This is a genomic window from Nocardiopsis dassonvillei subsp. dassonvillei DSM 43111, assembly GCF_000092985.1.
In the GTDB taxonomy this organism is placed as follows: Bacteria; Actinomycetota; Actinomycetes; order Streptosporangiales; family Streptosporangiaceae; genus Nocardiopsis; species Nocardiopsis dassonvillei.
Genome location: NC_014210.1, coordinates 1,687,590 through 1,704,184 on the forward strand (window position 1 = coordinate 1,687,590; position 16,595 = coordinate 1,704,184).

Consider the following 16,595-nt stretch of genomic DNA (forward strand, 5'->3'; position numbering starts at 1 on the left):
CGGGGCGGTGCGCGGGTCCCCTGACCAGCCCGCTCCCGCGCGGCCGCGCCCGTCTGCGCGCCGACCTCCTCCGCGCCCGCTTCCGCGACCTCCTCCGCGCTCCCTCCACCCCGCCGCGCCACCGCCTGCGCGGTCCGACCCGGGCCTCCCTCCGCGTGCCGCCGTGCCCGCCTCCAGGCAGCCGCGACGCCGTGTCCGCAAGGGTTGCGGTATGCCCTGCGCCACCCGAAAATAATTAATTACTATTTATTCTTGACGTTACCTGAGTCACTCTGGCATGCTCTCCTGCAGTTGAGGAAGGCGTCCGCGCAGGTGAGCGCGTACGCCCTACGCCAAGGAGGACCCCATGGGCAGACGACCGCCGCGCCCCCCGGGCCGCGCGCTCGCCGCTCTCACCGCCGCCCTGTGCGTGCTGCTGCTCGCCGGATGCGGCGCCAGGCTCGGCGAGGACGGCCGCATCGGCGTCGTCTACATGGACGCGCAGGGCTTCTACGCGGGAGTCCGCGAGGGCATGCAGAACTACGCCGACGACTCCGGACGCGAGCTCCAGCTCCTGGAGCTCAACGCCCGCGGAGACGCCTCGGAGGAGAGCACCTTCGTGGACGTCGTCTCCTCGGCCGACGTCGACGCCCTGGTGCTGTCCCCCGTCTCGGCCACCGCCTCGGTGCCCGCCGTGCGCCTGGCGCACGAGAGCGGGATCCCGGTGATCTGCTACAACACCTGCATCGAGGACGAGGCCGCCAAGGAGTACGTGACCTCCTACATCCTGGGCGACCCCCACGAGTTCGGGCGCCTGCTGGGTGACGCCGCCGCGGACCACTTCGAGGACGAGGGAGTGGAGGACCCCCAGATCGGCGTCCTCAACTGCGAGTTCGTCGAGGTCTGCGTGCAGCGCCGCGAGGGCTTCGAGGAGGCGCTCTTCGCCCGCCTGCCCGACGCCCGGATCGTCGCCAACCAGGAGGGCGCCACCATCGACGAGGCCGTCAACGTGGGCGAGCGCCTGCTCACCGCCCACCCCGACCTCGACGCCTTCTACGGGGAGGCGGGCGGCGCCACCATGGGCGCGGTCCGCGCCGTCACCAACCGCGGCCTGGCCGGGGAGGTCGTGGTCTTCGGCAGCGACATGTCCACCGACGCGGCCCGCGCGCTGTCCGACCACCGCATCCTCAAGGCCAACGTCGACATCTCCGGAATCGCGGTCGGCCTGCTGGCCGGGGAGACGGTCGAGCGCATCATCGCGGGCGAGGCGCCCGAGGAGTTCGTCACCGAGGCGCCCATCGACCTCTACACCACGCCCGAGGACGGCGAGGAGTGGCTGGAGGAGCACCCGGACGGCGTCCCCTAGACCGGCCGTCCGAGCACGTCCGCCCCCTTCGTCCCACCTGTGGAGTACCCATGAGCGACACCTCCGCCGCGCCCCCGGCCGACACCGACGTCGTGGCCCGTGTCCGCGGCGCGACCAAGAGCTACCCCGGCGTCCGGGCGCTGGACCGCGCCGACTTCGAGATCAGTGCCGGAGAGGTCCGCGCGCTGCTCGGACGCAACGGCGCCGGAAAGTCCACCCTGATCCGCCTGCTGTCCGGCGTGGAGACACCCGACGAGGGCGAGATCGAGATCGGCGGCCAGCCGCTCGGCCAGGGCGGCATCCGCCGGGCGGCCAAGCTCGGCGTGGGCACCGTCTACCAGGAGCTCAGCCTGGTCCCGGAGCTGTCGGCGGCCGAGAACCTCTACCTCGGCACGTGGCCCAAGGCCGCCGGGCGCATCGACTACGGCCGCATCAGGGCCGGGGCCGAGGAGGTCTTCGCCGAACTCGGCGTCGACATCGCCCCCGACACCCGGGTCGGCGAACTGCCCCTGGCCCAGCAGCAGCTCGTGGAGATCGCGCGGGCCTTCCGCGCCCGGCCGCGCCTGCTCATCCTCGACGAGCCCACCAGCGCGCTCGCCGCCGGTGAGGCCGAGACCGTCCTCAAGGCCGTCGAGCGCGTCGCCTCCCGCGGCGTCGGCGTCATCTACGTCAGCCACCGCCTGGACGAGATCCGCCGGGTCGCCGACACGGTCACCGTCATGCGCGACGGCGCCGTCGTGGAGACCACGCCGGTCCGCGGCGCCACCACCCGGCACATCGTCTCCCTCATGCTCGGAGGCGAGACCAAGGAGGAGAACAGGCCGGTGCGCCGCGCCGCCGCCTCCGGAACACCGCTCCTGTCGGTCCGCGACCTGGCGGTACCGCCCAAGGTCGACGGCGTCTCCTTCGACCTGCACCCCGGCGAGGTCCTGGGCCTGGGCGGCCTCATGGGCTCGGGGCGGACCGAGATCCTGCGCGCGCTCGCGGGCTTCACCCCCTCACGGGGGACCGTGGAGGTGGACGGCTCGCCGGTGGCCCGCCCCACCCCCCGCGCGATGAAGCGCCTGGGCGTGGGCATCACCCCCGAGGACCGCAAGGGAGAGGGCGTCGTCCCCCTCCTGGGCGTCTCCGAGAACATGGTCATGACCTGGTTCGGCGGAGCCTCCAAGGCGGGGACCGTGCTCCCCTCCCGCGTCTCGGGGATCGGCCGGGGCCTCATCGACCGGCTCTCGATCAAGGCCGCCGCGACCGACACCCCCATCGTCAACCTCAGCGGCGGCAACCAGCAGAAGGCCGTCATCGGCCGCTGGCTGCACGCCGGGAGCCGCATCCTGCTGCTGGACGAGCCCACCCGCGGCGTGGACGTCGAGGCCAAGGCCCAGATCTACGCCATCGTGCGCGAGCTGGCCGGACAGGGGGCCGCGGTCCTCTTCGTCTCCAGCGAACTGGAGGAGCTCCCGCTCGTGTGCGACCGCGTGCTCGCCCTGCGCGGAGGACGGCTGCAAGGCGAGTTCACCGGCGACGACATCACCCTGGACAACATCATGGCCGCCGCGATGGCGGCGTGAACGGCGAGGTAGACCAATGACCACCACCACCAAGGTCACCGGCGAGGCGGTCTCCGCCCGCGGCGACCTCATCGGCCGCTACGGCCACCGCCTCAACGAGATCGGCCTCCTGGCCGCCATCCTGATCCTCTACGTCGTCCTCGGGCTCTCCGCCTCCGGGTTCCTGAGCCTGGACAACCAGCTCGGCCTGCTGCGCAACGCCGCCACGATCGGCATCGCGGCCTGGGGCGTCACCCTGGTGATCATCGCCGGGGAGATCGACATCAGCATCGGCCCGGCCGTCGCCTTCGCCTCGGTCATCGTGGCCAAGGGCGCCACCGAGTGGAACCTGGGCGTGATCGGCGCCATCGTGCTCACCCTGGCCATGGGCGTGCTGTGGGGCGCCCTCGCCGGGTGGCTCCGGGCCCGGTTCAACGTGCCCTCCTTCATCACCACGCTGGGGCTGTGGAGCGTCCTGGGCGGTATGGCGCTGTACATGACCGACGCGCTCCCCGTGCCGCTGCCCGAGAGCGGCCTGCTCGACGTGCTCGGCGGCTCCGTCCTGGGCGTCCCGACCGCCGCGCTGGTCATGCTCGTGCTCTTCGCGGTCTTCGCCTACGTCGCCAAGTACACCGCCTACGGCCGCTCCGTCTACGCCACCGGCGGCAACGCCGCCGCCGCGCAGCTGGCCGGGCTCAACGTGGCCCGGGTGCGCGTCCTGCTGTTCGCCACCACCGGCCTGCTCTCGGCCATCACCGGCGTGCTGCTCGCCGCCCGCCTGGGCTCGGGCAACGGCGGCGCCGCCGCGGGGCTGGAGTTCGACGTGATCGCCGCCGTGGTCATCGGCGGTACCGCCCTGGCCGGCGGACGCGGCTCGCTCGGCGGTACCTTCCTCGGGGTCGTCTTCATCACGGTCATCGCCAACGGCCTGGTGCTGCTCGGCGTCAACTCCTTCTTCCAGGACGTGGTGCGCGGCCTCATCATCGTGGGCGCCGTCCTGATCAACGTCGTCATCAGCAGGCGCAGCGCGGCCAACCGCCTCGCCTAGCCGCTCCGAACGGGGGAAACACAGTCATGAACACCACGGCCGCCGCCACCGCACTCCCCGAGACCATGCGCGGGGTGCGCCTGCCCGGGGACTCGACCGCGGTCCTGGACACCCTGCCCGTGCCCGAGCCGGGCCCCGGACAGGTGCTGATCCGGGTCGGCGCGTCGGGCATCTGCGGCAGCGACATCGGCTTCATCTACCACGAGCACAAGACGCACCGGGGGGTCGAGGGCCCCGCCTACCAGGGCGTCGTCGCGGGCCACGAGCCCTCGGGCACGGTCGTGCAGGCCGGGCCGGGGTGCCGCAGGTTCGGCCCGGGCGACCGCGTCATCGTGTACCACATCGCCGGGTGCGGGCTGTGCGACAACTGCCGCCGCGGCTTCATGATCAGCTGCACGGACCCCTCCCGGGCGGCCTACGGTTGGCAGCGCGACGGGGGCCACGCCGAGTACCTGCTGGCGGAGGAGTCCACCTGCGTCCCCCTGCCCGACGAGCTGTCCTTCGTGGACGGCGCGCTCATCGCCTGCGGGTTCGGCACCGCCTACGAGGGGCTGCGGCGCATCGGGGTCAACGGCGACGGCGACCTGCTCGTCGTGGGCCTGGGCCCGGTGGGGCTGGCGGCCGGGATGATCGGCCGGGGCATGGGCGCGGCCCGCGTGATCGGGGTGGAGCCCAACCAGCGCCGCCGCGAGTGGGCCGCCGGCCTGGACGTCTTCGACGCCCTGGCCTCGCCCGAGGAGGCGGCCGACGAGATCGCCCGCGTCACCTCCGGCCGGGGCGCGGCCACGGCCATCGACTGCTCCGGGTCGCGCCCGGGCCGCTCCCTGGCCCTGGAGAACGCCGCCGAGTGGGGCCGCGTCTCCCTCGTCGGCGAGGGCGGCGCCCTGGAGACCGAGGTGTCGGACACCCTCCTGCACAAGCAGCTCACCCTGTACGCCTCCTGGGTGACCTCGCTGCCCGCCATGGCGGAGCTGTCGGTGAACCTGGTGCGCTGGGGCCTGTCCCCGGAGCGGGTGGTCTCCGACCGCTTCGACCTCGCCGACGCCGACGCCGCCTACCGCCTGGCCGCGGGCGAGAGCCGCGGCAAGGTGTGCCTGGTCAACGGAGCCGAGAGGTGAGCCGCCCCGTCGAGGTGCGGCGCGACGCCTCCGGGGCGCACGAACTCGTGGTCCTGGACAACGGCGTGCTGCGGTTGACCGCCGCCCCCGCGCTGGGCGGGCGGCTCCTGTCGGTGCGCCACCGCGGCCGCGAGCACCTGTACCGCAACCCCCGCCTGCTGGGCGAGGACCTCCAGCCGGTGGAGGGCGTGGTGCTCGGGCCGGTGGACGGGCCCATGAGCGCGTGGAACAACGTCGGCGGCGACAAGACCTGGCCCGCTCCCCAGGGGTGGGACGGGCCCGACGAGTGGGCGGGGCCGCCCGACTCCGTGCTGGACTCGGGCCCCTACACCGCCGAGACCTCGACCGCCCCCGACGGCTCCGCCGTGCTCACCCTCACCAGCGGGGACGACCCGCGCTCGGGGCTGCGGCTCGTCCGCCGCCTGACCCTGGCGCCCGACAGCGCCGCCTACCGGCTGGACCTGGAGGCGGTCAACGTCTCCGGCACCACGCGCAGGTGGGCGCTGTGGAACGTCACCCAGCTCGACGGCGGTCCCGGCGGCTCCGGTGGCTCTCGTGGGACCGACGGGCCGAGCGGGTCCGACGGGCAGCAGGACGGGCCCGGCGGACCGGACGGCGCACGCGGGGTCTACGTGGGCGTGAGCGGCCCGGGCCCGCACACGGTTCCGCTCGTCGCGGGCAACGGCCGCCCCCGGGTGGTGGAGCACACGCCCTCCGTGGTGCGGGTCCCCCTCCAGGACGTGGTCGGCAAGGTCGGCTTCCCCACGGCCTCCGGATGGCTGGCCGACGTGGGCGCCGAGGGCACCCTCACCCAGCGCTTCGCCGTGCGGGAGGGGGCCGAGTACCCGGACGGCGGCTCCAGGGCCGAGGTGTGGCTCGAATGCCCCGTGGACCGGCCCCTGGAGCACCTGGGCGGGCTGTGCCCGGTGGACCGCGTCACCGAGGTCGAGGCGCTGGGTCCGCTCACCGAGCTCGAACCGGGGCAGTCCACCTCCCTCGCCGTCGAGTTCGGCTTCGGCACCGGCACGGGGCCGGTGACCGAGGTGACCCCCGACGGCTTCTGGAGCGAGGAGCCCCGCTGGGGCGCCCCCGAGCCGGGAGGGCGGCGCCTGGGCGGGGTCTTCACGTCCTCGCGCGCGGGCGCGCTGGTCCACCGGGCGTCCGGCCGCACGGTCGCGCACACCCGGCCGGGCGAGCCGGCGCGCTTCGACGCCGTGGTCCCCGAACCCGACACCGACACCGCGCCCGCCGTCGTGTTCGCGCCCGACCGGGCCTGAGCACCGCGGCGCAGCAGAGCAACGACCGCTCCCGGCCCGGCCGGGGACGCAGCAGAGGACGGAGCGACATGACACACACCAGGCACCGCGGAGTCACCGCCGTGGTCACCGGCGCGGCCCGCGGCATCGGGGAGGCCACCGCCCGCCGCCTGGCCGCCGAGGGCGCCTCGGTGGTGCTGACCGACCTGTCCCCGAGCCTGGAGGAGACCGCCGAACGCATCCGCGCCGAGGGCGGGCGCGCCCTGGCGGTGCGTGCCGACGTGAGCGACGAGGCCTCCTGGGACGGGGTCGTGGCGGCGGCCCGGGACGCCTTCGGGCCGGTGGGCGTCCTGGTCTCCAACGCCTACACCTTCGAGCAGGCGCCCGCCCACGAGACCACACTCGTGTCCTGGGAGCGCCAGCTCGCCGTCAACCTCACGGGCGCGTTCCTGGGGGTGCGCGCCTGCCTGGACGACCTCTCCGCCAGCGGCGGCAGCGTCGTCATCACCTCCTCGGTCCACGCCTGGTTCGGGCTCCCCGGCCGACCGGCCTACGCCACCACCAAGGGCGGGCTCACCGCCCTGACCCGCCAGCTCGCCGTCGAGTACGGGCCGCGGGTGCGCGTCAACTGCGTGCTGCCCGGCCCCATCCTCACCGCCGCCTGGGAGGGCGTGGGCGAGGAGGACCGCCGCGACAGCGTCGCGCAGACCGCCGCGGGCCGCTTCGGCGACCCCGACGAGGTGGCCTCCGTCATCTCCTTCCTCGCCTCCGCGGAGGCCTCCTACGTCACCGGGACGAGCCTGCCGGTCGACGGAGGGTGGAGTATCTACAAGGCGTCGTCGTGACGGGACGCCCGGAACGGAGGAAGTGATGGCGGCCTACTCGGGGCGCGGTGTGCACGGCCAGACGGTGCGGTTGCTGGGGGAGCGCGTGCTCTCCGGACGGATCGGCGAGGGGGAGACGATCGACCTGGCCGCGCTCAGCGGCGAGCTCGACCTGAGCCTGACCGCGATCCGCGAGGCGATCAAGGTCCTGGCGGCCAAGGGCCTGGTCGGCTCCCGGCAGAAGAAGGGGACGTTCGTGCGCCCCCGCGGCGACTGGAACCTGCTCGACCCGGACGTGGTCCGGTGGCGGATCGCCGCGGGCGCGGGGGACGTCTTCTTCGGCGAGCTGGCCGAACTGCGCGACGCCCTCGAACCCGCCGCGGCGCGCCTGGCCGCGCTGCGCCGCACCGACGCCGACGTCACCGAACTGCGCGCGGCGCTCACCGACATCGCCGACACCGGCCGCGGCCCGGCGGAGGAGGCCGCGCGGGCCGACCTGCGCTGGCACCGCGCGCTGCTGGCGGCCACGCACAACGAGCTGTTCACCCGCACCGACGTCTTCTTCGCCGCGGGGCTCTCCGAACGCGACCGCCTGGTCCACGGGGGCGCCCACGACGACCCGGTGCCCACCCACGGCGCGGTTACCGATGCCGTCGCCGCGGGCGACCCGCGCGCCGCCGAGTCCGCCATGCGCTCCCTGCTGGAGCAGGCCAGGGAAGACCTCCTCCGCGTCACCGAGGACGACGCGGCCGTAGACGATCTGGAGACACCTCAGTGAGAATCACCCGTATCGAGACCTTCCTGGTCCCGCCCCGGTGGCTGATGTGCCGGGTGGAGACCGACGACGGCGTCGTGGGCTGGGGCGAGCCCGTGGTGGAGGGGCGCGCGGAGACCGTGCGCGCCGCGGTCGAGGAGCTGTCCGAACTCCTCCTGGGCCAGGACCCCGCGCCCATCGAGTACCACTGGCAGCGCCTCACCAAGGCCGCTTTCTACCGGGGCGGGCCCATCCTGTCCAGCGCCGTCGCGGGGCTCGACCAGGCGCTGTGGGACATCGCGGGCAAGCGGCTGGGCGTCCCCGTCCACCGGCTCCTCGGCGGCCCCGTCCGCGACCGGGTGCGCGTGTACGGCTGGGTCGGCGGCGACGACCCGGCCGAGCTGGCGGAGGCGGTCGCGGCCCGCGTGGAGTCCGGTCTCACCGCCGTGAAGATGAACGCGTCCGGGGTGATGGGGCGCTCGGCCACCGTGCGCGAGATCGACGGCGTCGTGGAGCGACTGGCCGGGGTGCGCGACGTGCTCGGCCCGGACCGGGACGTGGCGGTGGACTTCCACGGCCGCTTCAACGCGGCCACCGCCCGCCGGGTCCTGCCCCTGCTGGAGCCCCTGCGCCCCATGTTCGCGGAGGAGCCGGTCCTGCCCGAGTACGGGCACCTGCTCGGCGACGTCGTGCGGTCCAGCCCGGTGCCCATCGCCACCGGCGAGCGCCTGTTCGGCCGGACCGAGTTCCTGCCCGCGCTCCAGGCGGGGGTCGCGGTCGTCCAGCCCGACCTCTCCCACGCGGGCGGGGTCTCCGAGGTGCGCCGGATCGCCTCCCTGGCCGAGACCTACGACGCCCTGCTGGCCCCGCACTGCCCGCTCGGCCCCGTGGCCCTGGCCGCGAGCCTGCAGGTCGCCTTCGCCACGCCCAACTTCCTCATCCAGGAACAGAGCATGGGCATCCACTACAACCGCGACGCCGAACTGCTCGACTACGTCCTGGACACCGAGGTCTTCGCCTTCCCCGACGGGCACATCCACCGCTCCGAGGCCCCGGGGCTGGGCGTGAGCGTGGACGAGGACGCCGTGCGCGCGGCGGACCGGATCGGCCACCGCTGGAGGCCGCCGGTGTGGAGCCACCAGGACGGGTCCTTCGCGGAGTGGTGAGGAAGGGAGTGACGCGCATGCTGTGCGAACCGTGGAGCACCGACCGCTTCGAACTGGGGGAGGGGCTGCGCCTGCGGGGCCGGGACCTGTTCATGGTGGACATCCTCACCGGCCGCCTCCTGCGGCTCGACCCCCGCACGCCGGGCCCGGCCGAGGTGGTCGCCGCCCTCGACGTCCCCCTGGGGGCGGTCGCCCCCGTCCGGGGCGAACCGGGGAGGTTCGTCGCGGCGGCGGGCACGGGCGTGGCGCTGCTGTCCGAGGGCGGCGCACCGGAGTGGCTGGCCAGGCCCGAGGACGGCGCGGCCACGCCGATGCGGATGAACGACGGCTGCTGCGACCCGAGCGGGAGGTTCTGGGCCGGGTCGATGGCCTACGACGGCACCCCCGGGGCCGGTTCGCTCTACCGCGCCGACCCCGACGGCCGGGTCACCCGGGTCCTGGAGGGCTACACCGTCCCCAACGGTCCCGCCTTCACCGCCGACGGCGCCCGCATGTACCTCGCCGACAGCGCCGAGGGCCGCATCGACGCCTACGAGATCTCCCCGGACGGCGCCCCCGGTGCGCGGACCGTCTTCGCCCGGGTCGGGGACGGCAGCCCCGACGGGATGCAGGTCGACGCCGAGGGGCACCTGTGGGTCGCGGTCTGGGGCGCGGGGAGGGCGCACCGCTACGACCCCGACGGAACCCTGGAGCGCGTGGTGGACCTGCCCGCCGCCCAGCCCACCAGCGTGTGCGTCGTCGACGCCCCCGACCCCCGGCTGTTCGTCACCTCAGCCGCGACCGGCCTCGACCGCCCCGGGCCCGGCGACGGCGCCCTCTTCTCGGTTCCCGTGGACGTGTCCGCCCCCGCGGCCCAGCCCTTCGGAGGAAACCCGTGACGCCCCAGGTCACCTGTGTCGGCGAGACCATGCTGCTGCTCACCGCGGCCGAACCGGTCCCCCTGGACGGCGCCCCTCTCCTGTCCATGGGCACCGCGGGCGCGGAGTCCAACGTCGCGTGCGCCCTGGCCGCCCTCGGGCACCGGGCCGCCTGGCTCAGCGGCGTGGGGGACGACCCCTTCGGGCGGGTGGTCACCCGGAGCCTGCGCGAACGCGGCGTGGACGTGTCCGGCGTGCGGACCGACCCCGACCGGCCCACCGGCCTGCTGGTCAAGGACCCCTCACCCTCGGGCAGCGCGGTCCACTACTACCGCGCGGGGTCGGCCGCCTCAGCCATGGGCCCCGAACTGGCCGAGCACCCCCTCGTCCGGACGGCGGGGGCGGTGCACCTGTCGGGCGTCACCCCGGCGCTCTCGCCCGGCTGCGACGCCCTGGCCGAGCGCCTGCTGGCCGACCCCGGCCTGACGGTGAGCTTCGACGTCAACCACCGGCCCCGCCTGTGGAAGGAGGGGCAGGCGGCCCCCCGCCTGCTGGAGCTGGCCCGGCTCGCCGACGTCGTCCTCGTCGGCAGGGACGAGGCCGAGGAGCTGTGGGGCACCCCCACCGCCCGTGACGTCCGCGCGCTCCTGCCCGACGTGGACCGCCTTGTGGTCAAGGACGCCGAGCACGGCGCCACCGAGTTCCACAGCGAGGACGAGGAGTACGTGCCCGCTCCGGCGGTGGAGGTGGTCGATCCGGTGGGAGCCGGTGACGCCTTCGCCGCCGGGTACCTGGCGGGAGGGCTGCGCGGCCTCGACGCGCGGGGCCGCCTGCGGCTGGGGCACCTGTGCGCCGGGCGCGTCCTGCGCGTGGTGGGCGACCTGGCCGACCCGCCCCCGGTGGGGTCGGTGGACGAACTGCTCGCGGTCCCCGACGACCGGTGGACCGACCAGGCTTCGGCGGCCGTGGCCGCGGTGAGAGGAGAAGGACATGAGTGACCAGGGACTGGACGGGCTGTTCGGGGGACACCGCGTACTGGCGATCCTGCGGGGCATGCCGGTGGACACCACGGTCGAACTGGCCGAGCGCGCGTGGGACCTGGGCGTCACCGCGGTCGAGGTGCCCGCCCGCGACGCCCAGGGCCTGGAGGCGCTGCGCGCGACCGTCAGGGCCGGGGCCGAGCGCGGCCACCCCGTGGGCGCGGGCACGGTGATCACCCCCGAGCAGGTGCGCGACGTGGCCGACGCCGGTGCCGCCTTCACCGTCGCGCCGGGCTTCGACGCGGAGGTCATGGCCGCCTCGGAGGCGGCGGGGATGCCCCACCTGCCCGGTGTGGCCACCCCCAGCGACATCCAGGGCGTGATCAGGGCGGGCGGCCGCTGGGTGAAGGCCTTCCCCGCCACGTCGCTCGGCACGGCGTGGTTCCGCGCCATGCACGGGCCCTTCCCCGAGCTGCGGATCGTGGCCACCGGCGGCATGGACGCCCGCAACGCGCGCGAGTACCTCGACGCGGGGGCGCGGATGGTGGCGGTCGGCTCGGCCCTGGCCGACCCCGAGCAGATCCCCCTGCTGGCCGAACTCGTCTGAACGCGCCCGGCGCCCCGGGGCCCGGGGGCTTCCCGAGACCGGGGCGCCTCCTGGGCTCGGGGAATCCTGGGCCTCTGGGACCTCTCCGCGACCCCGGGGCCCGGGCGCCCAGTCCTCGGGACTCACGCGGGGCCTGCGCGGCCCGGGGAGCCTGCAACCCCGGCCCGCCGGGCCGGGGCTTGCGGAGTCCGGGGCCTCAGGCGTCCTCGGGCGGTTCCGGGTCGGTGGCCCTGGTCAACAGGGCCGCGGACTCCTCGTCCAACCGCAGGTGGTTGGCGGGCAGGAGGTCGGCCAGCTGGCCGGTGTCGCGGGCGCTGGCCAGCACCGAAGCCACGGACGGCCGGTCCGCCAGCCACGCCAGCGCCACGGCCGCCTGGGAGGCCCCGCACCGCTCGGCGACCGTGTCCAGGGCCTCCAGCACCCGCCGACCGCGCGGTTCGTCCAGGTAGGCGCGGGCCTTCCCGGCGCGCGGGCTGTCCACGTCGGCCGAACCCGGCCGGTACTTGCCGGTGAGGAACCCCCGGGCCAGGCCGAAGTAGGGCAGCAGCGCCAGACCGCGTTCGCGCGCCAGCGGCACCAGGTCGGCCTCGATCCCGCGTTCCACCAGGTTGTACAGGGGCTGCACGCACACCGGGGCGTGCAGGCCCCGCTCCTCGCACACCTCCAGCCACGCCCGGATGCGGCCGGGCTTGTGGTTGGACAGCCCCACGTGGCGCACCACGCCCTCGTCCACCAGCTCGGAGAAGGCCTCGGCGCTCTCGGCCAGCGGGGTCTCGGCGTCGTCGAAGTGCGCGTAGTACAGGTCGATGGTCTCCACGCCCAGCCGTTCGAGCGAGGCCTTCGCGGCGGCCTTGACGTTGGACGCGGACAGGCCGCGGAAGTCGGGGTGCTCGCTGACCTTCGTGGCGATCACCATGTCGGCGGGGCGTCCGCGCGAGGCGAGCCAGCGGCCGATGACCGTCTCGGACTCGCCGCCCCGGTGGCCCCCGACCCACGCGGAGTAGGAGTCGGCGGTGTCGAGGAAGTTCCCGCCCGCCGCGGTGTAGGCGTCCAGGATCTGGAAGGAGGCGTGCTCGTCCGCGGTCCAGCCGAAGACGTTCCCGCCCAGGCACAGGGGGGACACGCGCAGGGATGACCCTCCCAGTTGGCGAAGCCGTACGTGGTTCATGTTCGCCCCGCTTTCGTCGAATGGTGGATGCGCCGACAGGCTAGGCCAGCATGTGCCGGGAAACCGGTGTTTCCTCCCTTCTCGGGGTGTCACACCGGGTGGCCGTGGCCGGAAGCGGTCACCTTCCGGCCGCGCGGCCGGAAGGTGAGGGCCTCCGGTCCCCGCGCCGGAACGGGACCGGTGCGCCTCAGGGGGGCTCCCGCGCCACCCGGACCCGGACGGAGCGGTCGCCCACCAGCACGGTGAACACGAGGCCTTCGGCGGGACCGGTTCCGGCGGCCTGGACACCGGGGTCGCGCCGCAGCCGCCAGAACGCCGAGGCGAACACCGCCGGGTCCACGTCCCGCGCCCCCTCCTCGGGGGAGAGCCGGTGGCGCAGGGCCGCGCGGTCGCCGACCAGGCAGTCGTCGCCGTCCACGGCGGCGGCCAGCAGGCGGGCGCCGGGGTGTGCCTCCAGCGCCTCGGCGATCCGCCGCCACGGATCACCGCGGTCCGGTCCGCACACCACGACGTCCGCGGCGTCGCGCCAGCGGGTCTGGGGTTCGTCGGCGTGCGTGACCGTGTGCGGTCGGCGCAGGGACAGCCGTCCCGTGACCGCCGGTTCGGCCGGGTGACGGGTCACCCGGATGCCGCCGTCCTCCTCCTCGGCGGTGGCCAGGAGCGGGGCGCAGCCGGCCGTGTCGGGCCATCCGCGCCGGTGGGGGACCGGCGGGTCGGGCGGGGTCACCCGCACCTCGTGGGCGGGTTCGGGCAGGTCGAGAATGCGGTAGAACGCGGACCGCAGAAGGGCGCCGGACTTCCCCGGAACGGAGGTGAGCATTCGCGTGGTCTCCGCGAACCTTCCCGCGGTGTGTTCCTCCGAGTCCTCCACGATCTGGGAAAGCAGTGGTGCGTCCGGGCGCAGGAGGGCGGCGGTTCTGCCGAAGGCGGCGATGGGGGAGTCGCTGGCCATTTCGTGGTGGGGAAACGCGCCGAGGATCGTGTGGGTGCCCAGCGCGGCGCCGTAGAAGGTGACCGAGCCGTGGTCGCCGACGACGTGGTCGGCCGCGACGAGGGCCGCCTGCCAGCCCTGCCGGGGCGGCAGGACGCGCAGCTCGGCGCGCTCGGCGTCGGCGAGCCAGGCGCGCACCTGCCAGGGCCCGTGGCCGTGCCAGACGTTGGGGTGCAGGACCAGCGCCACCCGGTACTCGTCCACCGGGAGTTCCTCCACGAGGCGGACGGGCAGGTCGGGCCAGCGGCCGAGCAGGGAGGTCGGGCCCCAAGTGGAGCTGATCAGGACGAGCCTGCGCCGTCCGGTCTCCAGGTGGTCGCGGTAGCGCTCACGCCAGGGGAGTCCGGCCAGGACGCGGTCGTAGGTGGGGTCCCCGGCGACGAGGGCCGCGTCCACAGCCTCGGGGCAGGCGGCGTTCAGCCGGTCGAGCTGCTCGGAGTGGGAGAGCACCAGGGTCTGCGGGACGAGCGCGCCGTCGCGGAGAAGGGTCTGGCGGGAGAGGCCGAAGACCGCCTCGTCCTTGTGCGGGAGTTCGGCCGCGGGCGCGCCCGCGGTTTCCGGTTTCGCCAACTTGTTGTATCCGGCGCCGTGGGAGAACACCACCATGGGCGCTTTGATCCGGTGCAGATCGTCGCCGTAACTCGCGGAGAGGGCGAGGTCGAACTCCTCCTCCACCGCCTGTTCCCACGGCGCGACGACGGCGCCGATGTCACCGAGGAACTCGGTGACGCCCTCGCGGAAGTTGGAGGTCCGCGCCCGGGTGAACACGACCTGCACGCGGGGGTCGGACTCCAGCAGGGGGAGGATGTCGAGCAGCCGGGTCAGCGCGGTCACGGTGTGCGCCACCACGAGGACCCGTCGGCTGCCGGGAGCGGTGGACCAGGCCGGGGCCGACCCGATGGGCACCCGCAGCCGCTCCTCGACCGACATGCGCCCTCCCGCCACCGCTCTGCGTCCGTTCCGCCCCGCCCGGCGACGGGACAGCGCACCCAAGGGCCCCGCCCGCCCCGCGCCCCGGCACCGTCCGCCGGGGGTGGTCTCGGGGACGGTCCTGCCACCGGTGCCACCGCCGGTCCACAGCGGCACCGGCGGCGGGACCACCGGTGGGGGTACCCCGTGCGTCACACCGTCAACGGTTCCGGTCAGTGCGCCGGAGCGACGGCGGCGGGCACGCGCCTACCGCGGCCCGCTCCTGCCGCCCGGTGTTCGTCGTCCGCTCCTCCTGCCCGTCGCCCGTTCGCCGGGGCGATGCGCGCGACCCCGGCGATCCCTGTCCGGAAGCGGACGCGGCGCCTAGAGGCCGTGGGCGGAACGGCGCGCCTCGGCGTAGCGCTCGCGCACGTGCGGCGCGTCCACGGGCTCCGCGGCGGCCTCCGGCTCGCCCGGGTCCCAGTTCGGCGCCTCGGCGGTCCCCGCCAGCGTCCAGGCCGCCTGCCGGGCGGCGCCCACGGCCACGTACTCGGCGGGCCTCGGCACGACCACCCGCGCGCCCAGGACGGTCGGCGCGACCGCGCGCACGGCGGCCGACCGGGCCGCCCCGCCCACGAGCAGCACCCGGCTGACCGGGATCCCGGTGTCGGTCATCGCGGACAGCCCGTCGGCCAGCCCGCACAGCATGCCCTCCACCGCGGCGCGGGCGATGTTCTCCGGGCGCATGTTGGACCGGCGCAGCCCGTGCAGCGAACCCGCGGCGTCGGGCAGTACCGGCGTGCGCTCGCCGTCCAGGTAGGGCAGCAGCACGACGCCCTCGGCGCCCGGCTCGGCGGCCAGTGCCAGCTCGTCCAGGCCCGCCAGGTCCACGCCCAGCATCGCGGCGGTGGCGCCGAGCACCCGGGCCGCGTTGAGGGTGCACACCAGCGGCAGGTACCGGCCCGTCGCGTCGGCGTACCCGCAGATGATGCCGCTGGGGTCCTGGGTGGGGCCCTCGCTCACGGCGAACACGGTGCCGCTGGTGCCCAGGGAGACCACCGCGTCCCCCGGGCGCAGTCCCAGGCCCAGGGCGCTGCCCATGTTGTCCCCGGTGCCCGGGGCCACCAGCGCGCCCGAGGGGGTGCGCCCCACGGCCTCGGCCGGTCCGGCCACGCGCGGCACCCGGATCTCGCGTCCGAAGGCCCGCGCCAGCAGGTCGGGGCGGTAGGCGTCGTCGGTCGCCGACCAGTAACCGGTGCCGGAGGCGTCGCCGCGGTCGGTGGTGGGCTCGGATCCGGCTCCGGTCAGCCGCCAGGTGAGCCAGTCGTGGGGGAGCATCACCGCGGTCGTGCGGTCGGCGTGCTCCGGCTCGTGCCGGGCCAGCCAGCGCAGCTTGCTCACGGTCAGGCTGGCGTTGGGCACGTTGTCCACGGCCTTGGCCCACTCGGCGGGGCCGCCCAGCTCCTCGATCAGGTCCAGGGCCGTCCCGGACGAACGGGTGTCGTTCCACAGCAGCGCCGGGCGGACCACCGCGCCGACCTCGTCCACGGCGACCATGCCGTGCTGCTGTCCGGCGACGGAGACGGCGGCCACGTCGTCGAGCAGGCCGGAGGAGGCCTGTTCCAGGGCCGACCACCAGGCGTCGGGGTGGACCTCGGTCCCGTCGGGGTGCGGGGCGCGGGCCTCGCGCACCACCGCGCCGCTGTCGGCGTCGCAGACCACGACCTTGCAGGACTGGGTCGAGCTGTCGATTCCGGCGACCAGGGGCATGGTTCTCGCTCCGTGAGGGCAGGGTGGGGGTGGCAACCCCCACAACCTAGAGGATCGGGGCGGGTGCTGGAAAGCGTTGTCACTGTCCGTTGTCCCGTTGTGACCGTTTTCCATCACGGTGCTCCCCGGCTCGGCGGCCTTTAGGCAACTAAACCGATAGGGAATGTGGTTAACTGCGCTCATGGCAGTCAGCGCACCACCACCGCACCCGCGGGCGACCGTCTTCGACGAGCGGTGTCAGCGGCCCGTGTGACC

14 protein-coding genes are annotated in these 16,595 nt (G+C 74.8%); 11 read left to right on the top strand and 3 right to left on the bottom strand.

Annotated elements, in window-relative coordinates; all coding sequences use genetic code 11:
* Positions 1-346 precede the first annotated feature (346 nt).
* The 11 genes from NDAS_RS06825 (at position 347) to NDAS_RS06875 (ending at position 11,502) form a co-directional block, all read left to right on the top strand.
* Positions 347-1,345, top strand: coding sequence for a substrate-binding domain-containing protein (locus NDAS_RS06825; RefSeq protein WP_013152412.1), 999 nt, complete (start codon positions 347-349; stop codon positions 1,343-1,345).
* Positions 1,346-1,395: 50 nt separating this feature from the next.
* Positions 1,396-2,913: a sugar ABC transporter ATP-binding protein gene (locus tag NDAS_RS06830; protein ID WP_013152413.1), complete on the top strand. Its 1,518-nt coding sequence runs from the start codon at positions 1,396-1,398 to the stop codon at positions 2,911-2,913.
* A gap of 16 nt (positions 2,914-2,929) precedes the next feature.
* Positions 2,930-3,940 (top strand): ABC transporter permease, encoded by a 1,011-nt coding sequence (locus NDAS_RS06835; protein WP_013152414.1) that lies wholly within the window; start codon positions 2,930-2,932, stop codon positions 3,938-3,940.
* 26 nt (positions 3,941-3,966) lie between these two features.
* The gene (locus tag NDAS_RS06840) at positions 3,967-5,058 is read left to right on the top strand and encodes a zinc-dependent alcohol dehydrogenase family protein (RefSeq protein ID WP_013152415.1); all 1,092 of its coding nucleotides are present in this window, start codon (positions 3,967-3,969) and stop codon (positions 5,056-5,058) included.
* Positions 5,055-6,335, top strand: coding sequence for a hypothetical protein (locus NDAS_RS06845; RefSeq protein WP_013152416.1), 1,281 nt, complete (start codon positions 5,055-5,057; stop codon positions 6,333-6,335). The genes NDAS_RS06840 and NDAS_RS06845 overlap by 4 nt, the downstream gene beginning before the upstream one ends.
* Before the next feature lie 68 nt (positions 6,336-6,403).
* Entirely contained in the window at positions 6,404-7,159 is a 756-nt protein-coding gene (locus NDAS_RS06850; protein ID WP_013152417.1) for an SDR family NAD(P)-dependent oxidoreductase, read from the top strand.
* 25 nt (positions 7,160-7,184) lie between these two features.
* Positions 7,185-7,916: a FadR/GntR family transcriptional regulator gene (locus tag NDAS_RS06855; protein ID WP_013152418.1), complete on the top strand. Its 732-nt coding sequence runs from the start codon at positions 7,185-7,187 to the stop codon at positions 7,914-7,916.
* Positions 7,913-9,058 carry a galactonate dehydratase gene (gene dgoD, locus NDAS_RS06860; protein ID WP_013152419.1) on the top strand — a complete coding sequence of 382 codons (1,146 nt, stop codon included), beginning with the start codon at positions 7,913-7,915 and terminating at the stop codon, positions 9,056-9,058. The genes NDAS_RS06855 and dgoD overlap by 4 nt, the downstream gene beginning before the upstream one ends.
* A 17-nt stretch (positions 9,059-9,075) precedes the next feature.
* Positions 9,076-9,936, top strand: a complete 861-nt coding sequence (locus tag NDAS_RS06865) for an SMP-30/gluconolactonase/LRE family protein (RefSeq protein ID WP_013152420.1) — start codon at positions 9,076-9,078, stop codon at positions 9,934-9,936.
* Positions 9,933-10,913, top strand: a complete 981-nt coding sequence (locus tag NDAS_RS06870; RefSeq protein ID WP_013152421.1) for a sugar kinase — start codon at positions 9,933-9,935, stop codon at positions 10,911-10,913. Before NDAS_RS06865 ends, NDAS_RS06870 begins: the two co-directional genes overlap by 4 nt.
* The gene (locus NDAS_RS06875) at positions 10,906-11,502 is read left to right on the top strand and encodes a bifunctional 4-hydroxy-2-oxoglutarate aldolase/2-dehydro-3-deoxy-phosphogluconate aldolase (protein WP_013152422.1); all 597 of its coding nucleotides are present in this window, start codon (positions 10,906-10,908) and stop codon (positions 11,500-11,502) included. Before NDAS_RS06870 ends, NDAS_RS06875 begins: the two co-directional genes overlap by 8 nt.
* A gap of 196 nt (positions 11,503-11,698) precedes the next feature.
* On the opposite strand, the gene NDAS_RS06880 is transcribed toward NDAS_RS06875, so the two are convergent.
* The 3 genes from NDAS_RS06880 to xylB form a co-directional block, all read right to left on the bottom strand.
* Positions 11,699-12,670 (bottom strand): aldo/keto reductase, encoded by a 972-nt coding sequence (locus NDAS_RS06880; protein ID WP_013152423.1) that lies wholly within the window; start codon positions 12,668-12,670, stop codon positions 11,699-11,701.
* A gap of 187 nt (positions 12,671-12,857) precedes the next feature.
* Entirely contained in the window at positions 12,858-14,591 is a 1,734-nt protein-coding gene (locus tag NDAS_RS06885; RefSeq protein WP_013152424.1) for a hypothetical protein, read from the bottom strand.
* A gap of 363 nt (positions 14,592-14,954) precedes the next feature.
* Positions 14,955-16,340 carry a xylulokinase gene (gene xylB, locus NDAS_RS06890; protein WP_013152425.1) on the bottom strand — a complete coding sequence of 462 codons (1,386 nt, stop codon included), beginning with the start codon at positions 16,338-16,340 and terminating at the stop codon, positions 14,955-14,957.
* Between the last annotated feature and the right edge of the window lie 255 nt (positions 16,341-16,595).